Source organism: Roseovarius mucosus DSM 17069, from assembly GCF_000768555.3.
Lineage (GTDB): Bacteria > Pseudomonadota > Alphaproteobacteria > Rhodobacterales > Rhodobacteraceae > Roseovarius > Roseovarius mucosus.
Map to the genome: position 1 here is coordinate 142,407 of NZ_KN293979.1, position 17,114 is coordinate 159,520.

At 61.0% G+C, this 17,114-nt stretch carries 23 protein-coding genes; 8 read left to right on the top strand and 15 right to left on the bottom strand.

Features of this window, described 5'->3' with window-relative positions; all coding sequences use genetic code 11:
* The first annotated feature begins 44 nt into the window (after positions 1-44).
* From ROSMUC_RS09725 to ROSMUC_RS09750, 6 genes are all read left to right on the top strand, one after another.
* Positions 45-407, top strand: coding sequence for a hypothetical protein (locus ROSMUC_RS09725; protein WP_037272407.1), 363 nt, complete (start codon positions 45-47; stop codon positions 405-407).
* A 40-nt stretch (positions 408-447) separates the two neighbouring features.
* Positions 448-996, top strand: coding sequence for a carboxymuconolactone decarboxylase family protein (locus tag ROSMUC_RS09730; RefSeq protein ID WP_037272410.1), 549 nt, complete (start codon positions 448-450; stop codon positions 994-996).
* A gap of 431 nt (positions 997-1,427) precedes the next feature.
* Entirely contained in the window at positions 1,428-1,715 is a 288-nt protein-coding gene (locus tag ROSMUC_RS09735) for a hypothetical protein (RefSeq protein ID WP_102105920.1), read from the top strand.
* Positions 1,716-1,735: 20 nt separating this feature from the next.
* Positions 1,736-4,153, top strand: coding sequence for a Hint domain-containing protein (locus ROSMUC_RS09740; protein ID WP_102105921.1), 2,418 nt, complete (start codon positions 1,736-1,738; stop codon positions 4,151-4,153).
* On the top strand, positions 4,147-4,758 hold the full coding sequence (locus ROSMUC_RS09745) for a hypothetical protein (RefSeq protein ID WP_102105922.1): 612 nt from the start codon (positions 4,147-4,149) through the stop codon (positions 4,756-4,758). Before ROSMUC_RS09740 ends, ROSMUC_RS09745 begins: the two co-directional genes overlap by 7 nt.
* Before the next feature lie 5 nt (positions 4,759-4,763).
* Entirely contained in the window at positions 4,764-5,144 is a 381-nt protein-coding gene (locus ROSMUC_RS09750) for a hypothetical protein (RefSeq protein ID WP_206018440.1), read from the top strand.
* 220 nt (positions 5,145-5,364) lie between these two features.
* Here the strand turns inward: ROSMUC_RS09750 and ROSMUC_RS09755 are convergent, their stop codons facing one another.
* From ROSMUC_RS09755 to phnC, 7 genes are all read right to left on the bottom strand, one after another.
* The gene (locus ROSMUC_RS09755; protein WP_037272417.1) at positions 5,365-5,979 is read right to left on the bottom strand and encodes an SCO family protein; all 615 of its coding nucleotides are present in this window, start codon (positions 5,977-5,979) and stop codon (positions 5,365-5,367) included.
* A complete protein-coding gene (locus ROSMUC_RS09760; protein ID WP_037272421.1) occupies positions 5,976-6,548 on the bottom strand; it encodes a hypothetical protein in 573 nt (190 codons plus the stop codon). The genes ROSMUC_RS09755 and ROSMUC_RS09760 overlap by 4 nt, the downstream gene beginning before the upstream one ends.
* Before the next feature lie 11 nt (positions 6,549-6,559).
* The gene (locus tag ROSMUC_RS09765; protein ID WP_037272423.1) at positions 6,560-7,012 is read right to left on the bottom strand and encodes a hypothetical protein; all 453 of its coding nucleotides are present in this window, start codon (positions 7,010-7,012) and stop codon (positions 6,560-6,562) included.
* 211 nt (positions 7,013-7,223) lie between these two features.
* Positions 7,224-8,570: a phosphonate ABC transporter, permease protein PhnE gene (gene phnE, locus ROSMUC_RS09770; protein WP_052115305.1), complete on the bottom strand. Its 1,347-nt coding sequence runs from the start codon at positions 8,568-8,570 to the stop codon at positions 7,224-7,226.
* A 4-nt stretch (positions 8,571-8,574) separates the two neighbouring features.
* Entirely contained in the window at positions 8,575-9,444 is an 870-nt protein-coding gene (gene phnE, locus ROSMUC_RS09775) for a phosphonate ABC transporter, permease protein PhnE (RefSeq protein WP_037272425.1), read from the bottom strand.
* A 69-nt stretch (positions 9,445-9,513) separates the two neighbouring features.
* Positions 9,514-10,428 carry a phosphonate ABC transporter substrate-binding protein gene (phnD, locus tag ROSMUC_RS09780; RefSeq protein WP_037272427.1) on the bottom strand — a complete coding sequence of 305 codons (915 nt, stop codon included), beginning with the start codon at positions 10,426-10,428 and terminating at the stop codon, positions 9,514-9,516.
* Between the two features lie 64 nt (positions 10,429-10,492).
* The gene (gene phnC, locus ROSMUC_RS09785) at positions 10,493-11,317 is read right to left on the bottom strand and encodes a phosphonate ABC transporter ATP-binding protein (protein ID WP_037272971.1); all 825 of its coding nucleotides are present in this window, start codon (positions 11,315-11,317) and stop codon (positions 10,493-10,495) included.
* A 162-nt stretch (positions 11,318-11,479) separates the two neighbouring features.
* On the opposite strand from phnC, the gene ROSMUC_RS09790 reads away from it, so the two are divergent.
* Together ROSMUC_RS09790 and ROSMUC_RS09795 are read left to right on the top strand one after the other, a co-directional pair.
* The gene (locus tag ROSMUC_RS09790) at positions 11,480-12,037 is read left to right on the top strand and encodes a TetR/AcrR family transcriptional regulator (protein ID WP_037272429.1); all 558 of its coding nucleotides are present in this window, start codon (positions 11,480-11,482) and stop codon (positions 12,035-12,037) included.
* A 5-nt stretch (positions 12,038-12,042) separates the two neighbouring features.
* Positions 12,043-12,429: an META domain-containing protein gene (locus ROSMUC_RS09795; RefSeq protein WP_037272431.1), complete on the top strand. Its 387-nt coding sequence runs from the start codon at positions 12,043-12,045 to the stop codon at positions 12,427-12,429.
* A gap of 60 nt (positions 12,430-12,489) precedes the next feature.
* On the opposite strand, the gene ROSMUC_RS09800 is transcribed toward ROSMUC_RS09795, so the two are convergent.
* The 8 genes from ROSMUC_RS09800 to fliN form a co-directional block, all read right to left on the bottom strand.
* The gene (locus ROSMUC_RS09800; RefSeq protein WP_037272433.1) at positions 12,490-13,098 is read right to left on the bottom strand and encodes a response regulator; all 609 of its coding nucleotides are present in this window, start codon (positions 13,096-13,098) and stop codon (positions 12,490-12,492) included.
* Positions 13,099-13,286: 188 nt separating this feature from the next.
* Positions 13,287-13,475 (bottom strand): hypothetical protein, encoded by a 189-nt coding sequence (locus tag ROSMUC_RS09805; protein ID WP_102105923.1) that lies wholly within the window; start codon positions 13,473-13,475, stop codon positions 13,287-13,289.
* Positions 13,472-14,626 carry an EscU/YscU/HrcU family type III secretion system export apparatus switch protein gene (locus tag ROSMUC_RS09810; protein ID WP_037272435.1) on the bottom strand — a complete coding sequence of 385 codons (1,155 nt, stop codon included), beginning with the start codon at positions 14,624-14,626 and terminating at the stop codon, positions 13,472-13,474. Before ROSMUC_RS09810 ends, ROSMUC_RS09805 begins: the two co-directional genes overlap by 4 nt.
* Positions 14,619-15,440 carry a flagellar biosynthetic protein FliR gene (gene fliR / locus ROSMUC_RS09815; protein WP_037272437.1) on the bottom strand — a complete coding sequence of 274 codons (822 nt, stop codon included), beginning with the start codon at positions 15,438-15,440 and terminating at the stop codon, positions 14,619-14,621. The genes ROSMUC_RS09810 and fliR overlap by 8 nt, the downstream gene beginning before the upstream one ends.
* Position 15,441: 1 nt before the next feature.
* Positions 15,442-15,708: a flagellar biosynthesis protein FliQ gene (fliQ, locus tag ROSMUC_RS09820; RefSeq protein WP_037272439.1), complete on the bottom strand. Its 267-nt coding sequence runs from the start codon at positions 15,706-15,708 to the stop codon at positions 15,442-15,444.
* A 2-nt stretch (positions 15,709-15,710) separates the two neighbouring features.
* Positions 15,711-16,451 (bottom strand): flagellar type III secretion system pore protein FliP, encoded by a 741-nt coding sequence (fliP, locus tag ROSMUC_RS09825; protein ID WP_037272441.1) that lies wholly within the window; start codon positions 16,449-16,451, stop codon positions 15,711-15,713.
* Complete coding sequence (locus tag ROSMUC_RS09830; protein WP_037272444.1) at positions 16,448-16,720, bottom strand: hypothetical protein; 273 nt, start codon at positions 16,718-16,720, stop codon at positions 16,448-16,450. The genes fliP and ROSMUC_RS09830 overlap by 4 nt, the downstream gene beginning before the upstream one ends.
* Positions 16,721-16,800: 80 nt before the next feature.
* On the bottom strand, positions 16,801-17,109 hold the full coding sequence (gene fliN, locus ROSMUC_RS09835) for a flagellar motor switch protein FliN (RefSeq protein WP_037272447.1): 309 nt from the start codon (positions 17,107-17,109) through the stop codon (positions 16,801-16,803).
* Between the last annotated feature and the right edge of the window lie 5 nt (positions 17,110-17,114).

The following is a 17,114-nucleotide window of genomic DNA, read 5'->3' on the forward strand; positions in this document are numbered from 1 at the left end:
GGCGAGCCGCCGTTCCCAAAATCATTAAGAAAGGTCCCTGCGCCATGCGCTTCGTTACCAAAAACATCCACGCCTATCTCGATTACCCGGTCGCCATCGCTCTCATGGGGCTGCCGTTCCTGTTGGGGCTCGGTGCGTCCAATCCGCTGGCGCTGAAGATCTCGCCCGTGGTCGGGCTGGCGGCCTTCTTGCTCACGGTCTTTACGGATCACCACCTCGGGATGATCCGGGTGCTGCCCTACAAATTGCATCTTGCCGTCGATCTTGCGGTCGGGCTGCTGTTTCTGGTGCTGCCCTTCGCCCTTGGCTTCTCTGGTTTGGACGCCGCCTATTACTGGCTGAACGGCGCCGCGGTCGTGACCGTCATAGGGCTGTCGAAGCCCGAACCGCAGATGCCTGCGGCCTGATCCCCCGTTTTCTCAACTGCCAACGAAAGGACATGATTCCATGGCACGCATCACCCAAATCTCCGATACCGCCGCCACGCCTGAGGCAAGCGCCCTCTTTTCCGCCATCAAGGGCAAGATCGGCATGGTGCCCAACCTGTATCGCGTTGCTGCGAACCAGCCGTCGGTTCTGGCGGCCATGCTCGGTCTGAACGAGACGCTGTCGGGGGGCGCCTTTGATAGCCGCACCCGAGAAGCCATTGCCCTCGCCGTGGCCGGCGCCAATACCTGCGATTACTGCGCCTCGGCGCATTCGGCGATCTCGGCTGGGCTCAAGGTTGCACCCGAGGCGGTCAAGGACCATCTTGTCGGCCGCTCCGACGATCCGCGCACGGCCGCGATCCTGAAGCTGTCGGTCAGTATCGTGGCCGCAAAGGGCAAAGTGTCGGATGCCGATCTCGCGGCGGCGCGTGCCGCAGGGCTGAGCGAGGCTGACATTGTGGAGACACTCGCCAATGTCGTCGCGAACATCTTTACCAACTATCTGAATCATGTGGCGGACACCGATATCGACTTTCCTGTCGTTTCCACGGGTCAGGTCGCGGCGTAAACCAGCAGGCCCGCCGACCTTTCGGCGGGCCTGTCGCGCGTTCCGGTCATCCGGTGCGAAGCTACCGTGAAGGAACCGGTATGCTTGACGCGATATTGCTTGCTCGCACATCAGCGCTCTGGCTGGAGAGGTCCCGCAAGGCCTTATGCGTGGCAAGGCTGAGCAGCTAACCTCCTCTTACCTAATCTGGAAATCACCTCTGCCCGCAGGGATGCGCCTGTCAGACCGCGCGCGCTGGCTCTGCTGTCGCCCTGCTGTCAGGCACGGCTGGCCATCAATCGTAAGCCCAATTCTGCTGACCACAGAACTGGACGTTTGCGCAGAGATCCCGGACCCCCCGACATTCATCGGCTTTCCCATCAAACGTAACGTGGCGCCGCGATCAAACGTCGTGTCCGAACTGAATGGCACTACTGCACGGAGAGAGTGGAATGCTACGCGCCCCCGAAGCACTGCGCGCTGATGCGATGATGCACGAGGCCTCTGAATTTTCCGGCCTGCCCAGCAAGAGGGGGCGGCCCAACCAATCAGTCTCTAACACCGGTCCGCGCCAGCACGCCCTTCGCCGTCACAAACGCCACGCTCCGCGCGGCGCAGCTGTGATGCTGAGCTGTTTGCTGTGCCTCTTGCTGATCGTCGGCTTTGCCGAAGGCCACGATCACAACACCGCGCCGAAGTTGCATGCGTGCAGTGCCGAGCATGTGCTCGCGTGCCGCTGAAGTAAGAAGGCCACCCACCCATGAAAAGACTAACGTGGCTTTTCCTTGGAAAAATTGCTGCCGATCCTTCGACCGAGGCTACGCCCACCGGGGCGCAGGTCTTCGAGCTGTCGAGGGGGGATATATTCGAACCTGTTGACTACCTCAGGGTCGCTTTGGACAGGGCGGACAGCAAAGAAGGAAGTGCCCTGAACTTAAGCTACCTATATGTCGAGGGCGGCTTGGCGAGTGCATCGGTTGGGCAGGTTTATACCTCGTCGTTCCAAGTAACATTCATGGATGGAGATGTTCAGCGTGTCCCGGCCGGGGCGGTCGTGCAGATGTCGAACGGCGATCTCTTTTTCAGCGTTTCGGCGGAGGATTTGGGGGCGGTCGCACTCTTTTCCGAAAATGATGGCACCGAACGGGATGTCGCGACGCTACGTGTTTCAGGCCAAGTCAGAAGCGAGGATATCGATCTATCGGCACAGAGCTTTCCACAGAGCTTTGGAGCGATGTCACTGGGTGGTGATGTTTCGAACGTCGATATTCTGTTGAGTGCTGGGGATGGGCTGATTGCCGGCACGCTCGGCAATGATCTGATCAATCAGGATTACGTTGGGGATCCGAACGGCGACCGAATTGATAATCTGGACGCTGCGGGAACGAATGGCGAGCTCGTCAATAGCAACGCGGATTTCGTCAACGCATCTGGCGGTAATGACACGGTTCTGGCCGGGTTCGGGAATGACACAATTCTCGGGGGCGATGGAAACGACAGCCTCGATGGTGGAACCGGAGCTGACCTGGTTTTCGGCGGGATGGGGAATGACACCCTAGACGGGGGTACGGGCACCGACGCCAGTGATACCGCCTTAGGACCCATTTATCAGGAGATTTCGACAGCCGGTGCACAGGCCGTCGCCGGCGCTAACGGACGTGGGGCTTTCACCGTCACGACAACGTCCAATGAAACCGTCACACTCGGTTCTACGGACGATTTAACTGGGTTTTTCGTGGGTGATAGAGTTCTTCCGAACCCAAATGCTGCAAGTGAGACGCATACTCACCGATACACCGAAGGTTTGGCCTCGACCCAGATTCCCGGTGTGCGGATTCTCATGAGCCGTGTGGAGATTTTGGAGGTCGTCACCCTGAGCCTCGACGGAATTGCGCTCAATCTGAATGCTGCCATCGCGTCGGGAAATGTATCATTCGAAGGCAACGGCGCCTTTACCATCGACTCGGCCGGCAGGCTGACCGGATTGCTTGCCGACCCCGCGGACAGTGAACAGGCATTCCTCGAGTTGACGATCAGAATTCCGCATTCGCGCCTCGATATTTTCATCTCCACGACGTCGTTTGAAACGATCGATGGGGCAATCTATGAGCTCTTTGTCGATACCAACCCCCTCGTTCCCAATATTACCACCTCTGCGAATGACACCTTGTTTGGTGATGCCGGTGACGATCTGTTGCTGGGGCGGGACGGTGATGATCTTATTGCTGGAGGTACGGGGAATGATCGTTTCGTGCCGGGAACCGGGCACGACACGATTTCGGACTTTGGAAGTGACGACACGAATGCTGTCCGGGATGGTGATCAGTCGAACAACGACTTTGTGGATCTGTCGGGTTTTTACAATCAGGCCAATTACGACGCCGCCGTCCTGACGGGTGATATCGACCCTGCGGTCATCCGCAATCCGCTGGAATGGCTGCGTGCCGACTACGGCGATGACGGAATCCTTAATGAGCGCGCGGCGGGATGGACAGCGGGCAACAGCCTGACCCTGACCAACAGGGGCGCCACGGTCGATCCACAAACGCTGAACTTTGACACAACCAATGTCATTTGTTTTTGCCGTGGAACGCGCATCGCATGCGCCAATGGCGAGATCGCGGTCGAGGATCTGAATGTTGGAGATCGCGTGATCACGCGTGATCACGGTTATCAGAAAATCCGCTGGATCGGGCGCACAACGGTCAAGGCACATGTCGAGATCGCGCCGATCCGGATACGCAAGGGCGTCCTGCAGAACGTTCGTGATTTGCGCATTTCACCCAATCATCGCGTTCTCCTGAAGGGACCGATGTTGGAGCTGTTGCTCGGCCATACAGAAGTGCTGGTTCCGGCCAAATACCTCGTCGACGGAGAAACGATCCTGCGTGAGCCGCCGGGTGATGTGGAATACTTTCACATTCTCTTTGACTGCCACGAGCTCGTTCTTTCGGAGCAGTGTTGGACCGAGAGCTTTCATCCCGGCTGCGTCGGCTGGTCAACGCTCTGCGAGGAGGTGCGGGCAGAGATCCTGGATCTCTTTCCCTGCCTCGATGCCCTCACCGGTAATTCAGACATGATCACTGCGCGTTACGTGGTGAACCGCAAGGAGGCGGCCGTGTCGTTGCAGGCGATGCGCAACGGGGGCAATCGAACCAAAAAACGGACGCTATGTTGATGCAAGGAGAAAACAAGACCCGTTTGGGGGGGGTGGTGCCGGGTGCGCAGAACACCGTGAAGAGCTGCAAGGCCGGGTTCGAACCGCGTGAGAAGCCGCGAGCTGTGCCTTGTGAAGACAGCGAGGATATGGGCGATTTGCACGAAGTGACCACGGTGAACGCCGTGATCCTGATTGTTGTCAGCAGTGCGATTGGATTTGGCCTGGCGGTTGTTTCTGCAATTCTCGGTAGCAGTCTCGTGATGAGTTTCTTTGTATATCTTGTTGTTTCCATTTTGCTTTTCACGGCATTATTTGGCCTTGCTTACTTTGCCGCGCGGCCAATGGGCAGCTTAAGCATCGCAGAGAATGCGCTGGATCTCGTGGAATGTGAAACAACGGAAACTGTGCACGTTCTGTCCGCACGCAATAGATGGGTCCGGATATGGTGGTTGATCATCATCTGTGCGTTGTTTCTAACGATCAGGTTTACCGATGAGGTCGCCCTTCAAATCGCGGTTTGCGCAATCGGCTTCTTGGGATGGGTGTGGTTGCTTCTTGACAGATCACCGATGAAATCCGAGCGCGTTGCCGTACCTTGCGAGCGTGCGGGTGGTGGCGAATGACAGGGTTGGAAACCTTCGAAAAGATCGAAGCAGACGTTATTTCCGTGACACGCCATGAGAATAGCGATCGTCTGTCGGCACAGGTAAAGCTGCGATTTCGGCTGTCCGAGCAGCAGGACCCTTACATTGGTGAAATGTTCGTCTGTATTGAGCTGATTGAAAGGGAAAACTACCGCTGGCGTAGAACCAAGCGCCGCATTATCGAGACTGCTTGGGACTGGCTAGACCGTTACTTCGGAGGGGCAAGCCTTGGATTTGAGGTTGAGAACCTGTTCTCGGATATTCTTGATGATACGCATGATGTGTCCAATGGCGGCCTCACCCCGGAAGAAGAGCACAGCCTGCAAGAGGAACTGCGGAAAATCGAACGTGATGTCGCGGCATAGAGAACCCAGTTTGTCGGCGTTGGCGACGAACGGCATCACCGACGATTTCTATCCTGGCTAAAAGCACGCGCTCAGGTAGAGGCCAAAGTGTTTGGTCGAAAAAGGGACCGGTTCAGCATGTTCGGAATATCCGGGGCGTGGTGTTTTCAAGCCGGTAAATCTTGATGCAAGTCGTGTGCGCGAACATGCGTAGGTAGCCATCTTGAGGACCAGTCAGATTTCAGCTCCCGGCGTATTTCATCACGATGTCCGCCACCTGCTCTGGCGGAAGGACCGGGGGCAGCAAGGTCAAAACCTTTCCGGCCTGATCCAGAAGAAAGATATGGCTACTATGAGCGTAGATCGGGCCATACTCTGGATCGTCCATGATCTTTTCAAAGTCGATCTGAAATGCATCGTAGGCCTCGCTCAGCGCCTCACGATCGCCGGTCAAGCCGACAAGATCCGTCGAAATTTTCGCCAGGGCCGGGCCCATCGTCTCGACCGTGTCCAGCACCGGATCAATGGTGATCAGAACCGGGCTGACTGTGATGCCACGCCGCTCCAAAAGCTCTGCCGCATCCGCCATCATCGGCAGCGCCGCACTGCAGATGCCGGGGCAATTGGCATAGCCAAAGAATACAAGCTGCATCCGACCGTCCGGATCAGTCTGGGTGCGGGGTGCGCCAGTCTGATCGACAAGTTCGAACGCGCCGCCCAGTTTCCACGGCAGTGCCGTGACCTGATCCGATAGCGCAAGGGCGGGCGGCGCTGCGTGCGTCTCGGTGCCATGGGCCAGTGCGCCAGATGCCAAACCACTACATGCCACGGCCAGCAGCAGATTTCGAAGTCTCATTCAAACAATTCCTTTATGAATTGCTGTTCTTCTTCAACGCCGATACCGGTGTAGCCATGTGCGGCAATCTCTGCTTTGACACGCGGGTCGCGGCGGAACCAAGGCCCCTTGCCATCTGCTTCGGGGTTGTTTTCCGCCCATACCTTGGTCCAGCGGTTGGCTGCGGTCCATTCGGCATCGCCCACATCGCGGATCTTTTGCACCAGATAGATGTTCGTTGCCTTTAGGTCTGGATCCTCGATCAACAGACCATCAACCTCGACCTGCCTGCCACAGAATGGCAATAGTTCAACCACCGCCCCTGTGAATGCGGCCTGCGCGTTCTTGTTGGGATAGACCAGAACGTTGTCGACGTCGCGCAGCAACCCCAGCTGTCGCACCCCGCCACCGCAATCTGTTGGGCAATCCCCGGTGAGTTCGCACAGGATATCCACCACCTTGGCCTCAAACCGCGCGGGTTGCTCGGCATAGAGGTTCCACGGTTTCGCCTCGGACCCTTGGGAAAAGTCCTGCGCGCCGGCAGGAAGCGCCATGCCGGTGAACGCGAGCATCATCAGCAAATGTTTCATCGTGCGTTCCCTCACTTACCCGGCTTTGGAATGGCAAACGGCGGAACTGCCCCGTAATCCTCGTGGTTGAGCTTCGTGATCCCGTGATCCGTGACCACTTCTTCTACCACCAGATAATTCAGCCCGTCGCGATGATAGAGCAGGCCATCCGCCGTGATCTCGTGGCTGGCAAGGCGCAGTTGCGTATCGCCCCCGGCGGATGCATCGTCGCCCGCGATCTTGAGCACCATGTAGACCTGACCGTCCTCTGCCAGCAGTCCCACCGGGATGCCGCCAGCCGAACACCAAAGAGCGCAGGTGTGATGCGCCGTCCCGGTTACCGCGTCGGGGCCACCCATCACGCCGGAGTAATAGCACCACGTATCAATGATCTCACCCCGGACCTGAATGCGCTCGCCCTCGGCTGCAAGGGCGGCAATCGGCAAAGGCAGCAACATTGCTGCCATGAGTAGTTGCTTGCGCATGGTTCTACCTCTCAGGCTATGCAGTCTCTGCTGCGGAGCTAACCATTTATTGCGGGCAACAGCCAAATAAAGTTTCTGTCAGGTCAGGTGAAGAGTTGCCCAAGCGGGCCCTGCTGTGCCGACGAAAACGAGGCCCCCGGCGGGAGTATTTTTGCCATAAAGAAGCAGCGGGGATTGTTTCTTTATGGTTCAAATACTCAAATCCGCCCTCTCAGTGCCCACTGTCGTCCGAGGTGATGAGCTTGCGGCGCAGCCAGCCGGACAGGGTATCCATCAGCATCACCATGATCAGAATGAGAATGATGTAATAGCTGACCTCTTCCCAGTCTTTTTGCGTGATCATCGCCTGGGTGAGCAAGAGGCCGATACCACCGCCGGTGATGGCACCGATCACGGTGGCGCTGCGGGTGTTGGATTCGAGGTAATAGAGCAGTTGGCTGAGCAGGACGGGGGTGATCTGGGGGATCACGCCGAAGCGGTAGCGTTGCAACGGTTTGGCCCCGGTCGATTGCACGCCTTCGATCTGTTTCTTGTCGACGTTTTCCAGCGCCTCGGAGAAGAGTTTGCCGAATGTGCCGGTATCGGTGAGCAGAATGGCCAACGCGCCGGTCATCGGGCCGGGGCCAAAGGCGCGGGCCAGCACCAGCGTCCAGATCAGCGCGTCGACCCCGCGCAAGAGGTCAAAGACCCGCCGCACGGCGGCGCGCACCGCCAGATAGGGCGAGAAATTGCGCGCGGCCGCAAAGGCCAGCGGTAGGGCGACGATGCCAGCCCCCATGGTCCCGAGAAAGGCCATGAGGATGGTCTCGAAGATGGCCCAGATCACATCCTTGTGTTGCCACATGCGGTTGTTCCAGACGTCGGAGGCCATGGCGGCAAGATTGCTCTTGCCCTCGACAACGCGGTCGGAGGACAGGGCGAGCGTTGCCAATTCGCCAAGGCTCTTGCCGTAAAACGGGCTGTCGAGGGTGAACCAGAAGAGTTCCCAGCCGAAGTGATAGCGCATGACCTCGGTGCGGGCGCGGGTCAGCGTCACGCGGCCTGCGTCGGTGGTGATGTCGACGCGGGCGTTGCTGGCGCTGATCCAGTCGGGGATGGTGTCGGTGGGCAGGGTGAGTTTGACACCCTCGCGGCGCGTAATCTCTGCCGTGATGAGCCCATAGCCCGGCACGTCGTAGCGCATCCGGTTGCCGTCGATCAGTACCTCTTGGCCATGTTTCAGGGAGACCAGCGTGCGCTCGGGGCTCTGGATCTCGACCCAATCGGGGTGGGTGCCCTCGGGCCATGTGCCCTTGTTCTCGCCCTCGACCGCGATGCTGAGCGTACCGCTGCGGTTGTCGCGGGTGACATGCGTCTTGTAGCTGTAGCTGTCGGCGACGAGGATGCGGGCATTGTCGAGCCGGGCGCGCTCGGCCAGCCCCATGATGTCGAAGGCAAAGAAGATATAGGCGAAATAGGCGAGGATCACCGCCGGGGCGGCAAAGGCCAGCCGCCGTTTGCGCCGAAAGAGGGCAGCTGCGTCAAAGTGGGGCGGGGTGATGTCGGTCATCATGCTCATGGTCTTAGCTCTCGCCGATCAGCTTGTTGCGGAAATGGCTCGACATCTGGTCAAAGAGCACGATCGTGCCAAAGAGCAGCAGAAAGATCGCGGCCACCTCGTCATAGCGCCCTTGCCCCCAGCTAAAGGCGTTTTTCAGGTCGTAGCCGATGCCGCCAGAGCCGACAAAGCCGAGGATGGCGGAGGCGCGGATGTTGATCTCGAAGCGCAGGAGCGCGTAGCTGAGATAATTGGGGGCCACCTGCGGGATGACACCCAGCCACATGCGCTGGCCCCATGTCGCCCCTACCGATTGCAGCCCCTCGACGGGTTTGAGGCTGGCGTTTTCATTCACTTCGGAAAAGAGTTTGCCCAGTGCGCCCATGGTGTGAATGGCGATGGCGATCATTGCGGGCACCGGGCCGCCGCCGAGGATGAAGATCAGCACGAGGGCAATCACTATCTCCGGCACCGCGCGCAGGATGTCCATGATCCGGCGAAAGAGGCCGATGAGGCGCGGCCATTTGGCAAGGCCGCGCGTCGCCAGAAGCGAGATCATCCCGGCGCCGAGTGCGCCCAAGAGGGTAGAGGCGGCGGCGATGTTGACGGTCTCGATCAGGGAGGGCAGGAATTTCCACATCAGCCCCGGCAGGTTGGCGATTTTCTGACCTGCTTCGGACAGCACCTCGCCCGGAAACTGAAAGATGTTGCCGATCCCGTCCCAGAAACCGCCCGCGTTGCGCCCGTCCGCCACGCGAAAGCCCGAGACCATGAGGGCGATGAAGACGATCAGCATGACCGCGCCATAGGTACGCTTGCGCCGGGTCATCTGCATATAGGCGTCCTGCACGGATTTCACCCGCGCGGCGCTCTGGCCTGCTGTCATATCGGTCATGGAGGTCCCCCGTCAAAAGAGACCGGGCCCGCGTCGATGCAGGCCCGGTTCAATACTCGTGTTTCGACCTTAGTTCGAGGCCTTGCGTGCCTCGATGATCGAGAGATAGGCGTCGTGGGTGATCGGCATGAAGCCGAGCGCCTCACCCTGCAGCACGCCGTAGGCGCAATCGGGGTCGATGGATTTCAGCGAGGCCCAGAGGCCCGTGACCTTGAGCTTCACGTCTTCGGGCAGGTCCTGACGCAGCACGACGGGGCCTTCGGGGATGGGCTTGGATTTCCAGATCTCGACGATCTGGTTCATGTCGACGAGGCCCGCATCCACGGCTTTGCGCAGCGCGCCCGAGTTGTAGCCGTCTTCCCATGCGCCTTGGCCATCGGCCCATGTCACGCCTGCGTCGATATCGCCATTGGCGACGGCGACGATGGTCTGCTCATGGCCGCCGGTGAATTTCACTTCGCCGAAATAGTCGCCCGATTCCATGCTGGCGCCGGTCTCGACCGGGATTTCAATGGAGGGGATCAGGTAGCCGCTGGTGGAGTTCGGATCGCCGAAGCCGAAGGTCTTGCCCTTCATGTCGGCGAGCGAGGTGATGCCCGTCTCCTTGCGGGTAAAGCCGATGGAGTGATAGCCGTAAGACCCATCCATGTTGACCTTGACCAGAACCGGCTCGACCGCGGTGGGATCGGTCAGATAGGTCTTGGCATAGCCCGAGGCACCCAGCCAAGCCACGTCGATGGTGCCGCCCAACAGACCCTGAATGACGCCGTCGTAATCGGCGGGGGTAAAGACCTTGGTGGGCACGCCCAGCAGTTCCTCGGTCTTGGCGCGCAGGCATTCGTTCGAGGTCATGCGGTCCTGGGCGTTCTCGCCGCCCAGCACGCCAATGCGAAATTCGGTGATCTTGGCTTCGCCATGAGTATCGGCAAAGGCCGCGCCGGTGAGCGCGGTGGTAGCAAGAATGGCAGCAACGAGGTTCTTCATGGATTTTTCTCCGGTTGGATTGCGGCCCGCCACCCCCGGCGGGCCATGGGTGGTGGGGGGACGATCAGATCGCCGCCTCGGCCGCGCGCAGGGCGCGGGCGGTGCTGCGGTCGAGCGTTTCGATCGAGGTCGATGTGCTCGCCTCGGAAAAGGAGGCATCGGCACCGTAGATGTCGCGCGCCACGCCGGTGGTCAGTTGTTCGGGCGTGCCGTCGAACACGACGCGGCCATGCAACATGCCGATCACGCGGTCGCAGTAGCGGCGCGCGGTGTCGAGCGTGTGCAGGTTGGCAATGACCGTGCGGCCGTCCTCTTCGTGGATGCGGCGCAGGTCGTCCATCACGAGCTGCGCATTCATCGGATCGAGGCTGGCGATGGGTTCATCCGCGAGCACGATCCTGGGGTCCTGCATCAGCGCGCGAGCAATCGCCACGCGCTGTTGCTGCCCGCCCGAGAGCGCCTCGGCGCGTTTGGGGGCATGGTCGGCAATGCCCAGCCGGTCGAGGATCTCGATGGCGCGGTGAATGTCGGCATCGGGGTAGAGATTGAACATCGTCGCCAGCGTCGAGCGGCGGTTGAGCGTGCCATGCAGCACGTTCGAGACCACATCCATGCGCGGCACGAGGTTGAACTGTTGAAAGATCATCGCGCAGTCCGAATGCCACGCGCGCTTGTCGGCCCCCTTGAGCGCGGTCACGTCGCGCCCCTCGAACAGGATGCGGCCAGAGGTGGCATCGGTCAGGCGGTTGATCATGCGCAGCAGGGTGGATTTGCCAGCCCCCGAGCGGCCGATGATGCCGATCATCGCCGGTTTCTCGACGGTGAAGGACACCTTGTCCACGGCGGTGTTCTGGCCGAAGGTTCTGGTCAGTTTCTCGATGCTGAGCACGTCGGATGCCTCCTTGGGTCGGGCCACCACCTAACGGCGGTTCCCAAAGAGTTTGCGACAGATGCGTAAAACTTTTGCGACAGGGGGCGGATAGGGCCAATGCTGCGCCCCGCGACAGCGGCACCTCTTGCAGCCCAAGGGCGGGCTGCGTATGGCAGGGGCATGACCGCGTTGCGCCGCCCCCGCTTGACCCAAGATGACTGGCTATTGGCCGGGTTCGAGGCCCTGTGCGAAACAGGCCCGGCGGCGCTGGGCGCAGAGCCCTTGGCGCGGCGGCTGGGGGCGACGAAAGGGTCGTTTTACTGGCATTTCACGGATGTTCCGGCCTATTCCGCGGCACTTTTGACGCTTTGGGAGGAAGACGCCGCGCGTGGGCTGGAGGTGGCATCAGAGGCGGCCACGGACGTGGCGCGGCTGCGGGGTTGTGCGCAGGCGATGGCCGCCACCGCAGAGGCCGAGAGCGTGACGCTGCGCGCCGAATCAGCGATCCGGGCCTGGGCAGGCACCGATACCATGGCCGCAGAGGCGGTGGCGCGGGTGGATGAGATGCGTTTGGCGCATCTGCATCGGCTGCTTTCTGCCTGCGACATCGGCAATCTGGAAATGGCGCGGATTCTCTATGCCTCCGCGATCGGCATGCAGGCGATGCGCGATCCCGCGCAGGATCAGGCCGCCCCTGCCATCGGGTCGCTGGTCGATCTCATTCTCGCACTGAGGTAGGGCCGATGCGGCTGGTTCTGGCGGTCATGGCGCTGTCGGCGCTGGGATACTGCAAAGACGAGACCGTGACGGGTCATGGCGGGGCCGAAAAGGTCTGGCATCTGGAGCGCCTTGATGGTGCGGTGTTTGGCGCGCGCGCCACGCTCATGTTTCCGGCAGAGGGGGAATTGCGGGGTGAGGGGCCGTGCAACAGCTATTCGGGCGAGCAGACCGTGCCCTATCCGTGGTTCGCGGCCGAAAGCGTGATCGCGACCGAGCGGGCCTGCCCGGAGTTGGCAGAGGAGGCGGCCTATCTCGCGGCGCTGGGCGAGATGACACTCGTCGAGGTGCTGGGGGACGTCATGATCCTGTCCAATGACGCGGGCCGCGAGATGGTGTTTCGGCCGAAGTAGGGGGTGCGGCGCCCGTGGTGCCGCGAGGCCGGTCTCGGGAGACCAGCCTTGTCCGCCCCCTCAGATCAACGCGCGTTCGCGGCTGATCATCGCGGCATGGGCGCGGTTGCGGGCGTTCAGCTTTTTACAGATCGAGCGCATGTGCATCTTGATCGTCACCTCGTTGGTGCCCATGTCGCGCGCGATTTCCTTGTTGGTCAGGCCATCGGCGGCAAGGCGCAGCACGAAGAGTTCCTTTTCCGTCAGGTCATGGTCCGGGCCGGTCTTGTCGAGGCCGGGGGTGCCCGCATCCATCGGCACAAAGACCTGACCCGAATTGATTAGTTGCAGCACGCTGTTGAGCGATTGCAGCGGCATCGTCTTGGGGATCAGCCCCTTGCAGCCCAGTTCCAGCGCGCTGTGCAGGAAATGCCGGTCCACCATGCCGGTAAAGAGCACGACCTTGGCGGGCGAGGCTTTCTCGATCACGCTCTTGACGCTGGCAAGGCCCACCATGCCGGGCATCTTGAGGTCGAGCAGGACAATGTCGACATCGCTATGCTCGGCCAGCAGGCTGAGGATACCGTCATAGGAATCGGTGGTGATCGCCTCATTGCCGGGCTGTGCGTTGAGCATGTTGCCCACCGCTTCGGCCAGAAGGTTGTGATCGTCTGCAAGAAGAATTTTCATAGACATTGCCTGGGTTGTCCTGCGCTGTAATTAAATCGCGGCGTGGCGACGCGGCCCCAGCCCTGCGCATCGTGAACCTCACCTATCTGATAGCTATTCCGGAGCGAAGTTCAATAGTTTGAGTGCGATTTTGGGTGAATCCGTCGTCACGTGTTGCGTTTTGTGCGGGCGGCGGGGTTATTTCCTGTTTACCAGCGTTCAAGCCGCCGGGCGATGGGGTGCCGCGCCGCGCCCAGAAAACAGGCGACAGCGCAGAGTATCAGGAGGGCTGCCTTGGGCTGCGGGGCCTCTAGCGCGGTGCCGAGCGACCAGAGGCCCACGCCGATAAAACAGAGGGTCGAGATCATTTCTCCGGTGGAGCGGGGGCGCTCAGTCATTGGTTTCTCCATCTGAGGGGGCGGCCAAATTCGTCAAGGGTGAGGTCGGGAGGCAGATCGACATCGGGCATGGGGGCGGGCTGCCCCTGTTCCAGACGCCAGACATGCGCGAGGATCACCGCCACGGCGGCAAAGAGCACATCGGGGATTTCCCGGCCAATCGCGCCGGTAAAATAGAGTGCACGCGCCAGTGGCGGCACTTGCAGCGTGGTCACACCGGCGCGACGGCCCCGGCGGATCACGGCCTGGGCCATTGGCCCCTTGCCCATGGCGAGAATGCGCGGGGCTGTATCGGTGCCCGGTTCATAGCGCAGGGCCACGGCGAAATGCGTGGGGTTGGTGATGATGGCGGTGGCCATCGGCACATCGGCCAACGCCTTGCGTTCCGAGGCGCGGTGCGAGGCCTGCATCTGGCGGCGGCGCATCGCGCCCTTCTGTTCGGGCGAGCCTTCGGATTCCTTGGATTCGTCCTTGATGTCCTGTCGCGACATGCGCATGGATTTGGTGTTGGAATGGATCTGCCAGCCAAGATCGAGCGCGGCGATCACCACAAGGCCAAGAAGCAGCCCGCCCATCACCCGCAACATGGCGGTGCCAAAGAGCACCATCGCATCGCCGGGGGCCAGCGCCGAAGAGCTGCCCAGCGCAGGCAAGAGCGGTTGCAGCATCAGCACCCCCGCCGCAAGCAGGAGCGTGACCTTGAGCACCGCCTTGAGCAGATCGACCAGCGCCTTCATCGACACCATCCGCCCAAGCCCGGTGAGCGGGTTCATTTTCTCGGGTTTGAAGCCCAGTGCCTTGGGCGCGAAATTGAGGCCGCCCATCGCCGATTGCGCCATCAGCACAGCGGCCAGCAGTGGCAGGCCAAGCCCCGGACCGGCGGCAAGCATCCAGAGCATCATGTCGCGCGTGTGCGCGATCATCATCGCGTCGAGCGATTGCGCGCCCTCGATGACCAGCCCCTTGGCCCAGAGCCCCGCCAGACCCGGCAAGGCCCATTGCCCGGCGCTGAGGATGAGCGCACCCATGCCCAGCGTGACCAGCACGAAGACCTCGGTCGAGGTGGTGATCCGACCCTCTTCGCGCGCCTCCTGGCGGCGTTTCTGGGTTGGCTCTTCGGTCTTTTCCTGTCCGTCGTCTGCGTCAGCCATTGGGTAATCCGTTCAACATCTCCATCAGATGCTGCAAGGCCTGTGCCACCCGTTCCGACAGGGCGGGCCCAAGGCTGGTGACGGTGAGAAAAAGCAAGAGCAGTGTGGCGGTCATGGTCAGCGGAAAGCCGAAGGCAAAGAGATTGAGCGAGGGGGCAGAGCGGGTGATGACCCCGATCACGAGGTTCAGAAGCAAGAGCACAGACACGACCGGCATCATCAATTGCGCCGCATTGAGGAACATGGTGGTGGTGGCCCCGAGGCCCGCGTCGATCAGCACCGTGCCCGCGATAGGCGTGCCGATGGGAATGAGGCGGTAACTGTCGAGGATCAGGCGAATAGCGGCGAGATGCCCGTCCTCGGTCACGAAGATGGCCAGGAGAAACAGCATGAAGAACTGGCCGATCACCGGCGATTGCGACCCGCTGGTGGGATCGACCTGCGCCGCAAGGCCGAGACCGGCGGTATTGGCGATACGGTCGCCAGCCATGACGGCGGCGGCAAAGAGGATTTGCAGCACCATTCCGGCAGACAGCCCGATGGCCAGTTCGCGCAAGGCGATGACCACGCTGGAGAGGCTGGAGAGCGCGTCGGGTTCGGGGATCGGCACCTGTCCCATCAGCGGGACCGTGAGACACACCGAAATGATGATCCGCACCGGCAAGGAGATGAAGCGCGCCGCAAAGAGCGGTGCCGAGAGGACAAACGCCCCGATCCGCAGCATCGCAAAGAGAAATTGCAGCGCCAGCCCCGTCAACTGCGTGAGCTCAACACCGGGCAGGCCGGTCGCGGAGGGGGCAAGATCGGGCAGCATCCTAGTGCATCGTCGCAATCGTGTCGAAGATATGGGTGAAATAGTCGGTCATCGTGCTGAGCATGAAGCCCGACATCAGCGCCATGGTCAGGATCACGATGGCCATTTTGGGCACGAAGCTGAGGGTCTGTTCGTTGATCGAGGTGGCGGCCTGAAGGATACCGATCACCAGACCCACGGCGAGCGCCACCAAGAGAACCGGACCCGCCGTCAGCAGGATGTTCCAATAGGCCATGCGCAGATGTTCGATATTGGCGTCGAAATCCATGGTCAGAGCGCCCCTTGAAAGCTGGAGGCGAGCGAGCCCATGGTCAGCGCCCAGCCATCCACCAGCACGAACAACAGCAGCTTGAAGGGCAGGGACACGATCATCGGCGAGAGCATCATCATCCCCAGCGCCATGAGGATCGAGGCAATCACCATGTCGATCACCAGAAAGGGCAGAAAGAGCAGAAAGCCGATCTGGAACGCGGTCTTGAGTTCCGAGGTGATATAGGCGGGCAAGAGCACCCCGACGGGCACGTCGGCGTCGCTGGCATAGGGGGCGTCGCCCGCCAGTTCCGCGAACATCAAGAGGTCGTTTTGCCGGGTATTGGCCAGCATGAAGCCCGAGAGGTGATCCCATGCCAGCCCGATGGCCACATCCGGGGCCATCTGCCCGTCGAGATAGGGGCTGAGCGCAGTGTCGTAAATCACGGTCAGCACCGGCTGCATGACGAAGAAGGACAGAAAGAGTGCGATGGCGATGAGCACCTGATTGGGCGGTGTCTGCATCGTGCCCATGGCTTGCCTCAGGATCGAGAGCACGATGATGATGCGGGTAAAGGCGGTCATGCCCAGCACCAGCGACGGCAGCACCGTGAGCGCCGTCATCAGCGCCAGAATTTGCAACGAGAGCGAATAGGTGGTGCCGTTCTCATCCGAGAGGGTGATCGCGGGCAGGCCCTGTTGCGCCAGAACCGGCGCGGGCAGGACGAGGGCGAGGATCAGGAGCGGAAGAAGGCGGCTCATGCTGTGGTCCCCTCGGCCCGGGGCAGCAGGGTGAGGGCGGTGCCGGACCGGCGCCCCATCACCACGAGCACGGTTTGCCCTTCGGCCTTGAGCAAGAGCGCGCGGCTGTCGCCGCCCAGATTGAGGGTCTCGGTCAGTTCCAGTTGGCGGATGCTTGCCAGACGGGCGCTGAGCGGCGCGCGTTTGTGGCGGATCACGGCCCAGGCGAGCACGAGCACGCCGAGAAAGCCCGCAATGGTCAGGATGCGGTCGGGGGTTAGAACGTCCACGGGGCAATCTCCTGCGACGGTTGATCAAGGTTCAGTTGATCAACCGTTGCAGGTTTCGTGCCACGCGAAGGGGTAGGGTGTCAGACGGTTTCGATCCGTTGCCGGGGATCGACGATATCGCCAAAGCGGATGCCGAACTTCTCGCCCACGACGACCACCTCGCCCTTGGCGATGGGGGTGCCGTTCACCAGAATGTCGAGCGGATCGCCCGCCATGCGGTCCAGCTCGACCACCGAGCCTTCGTTGAGGCGCAAGAGGTCTTGCAGCGTGATCTGGGTGTTGCCCACCTCGACGGTCATGCTGACGCGGACATTGGCCAAGAGGCCGAGATCCACATTGCTTGTGCTGCTGTCGGGCTGGCCGGTCGGTTCGGTTGTGTCGATGGTCATGGCGG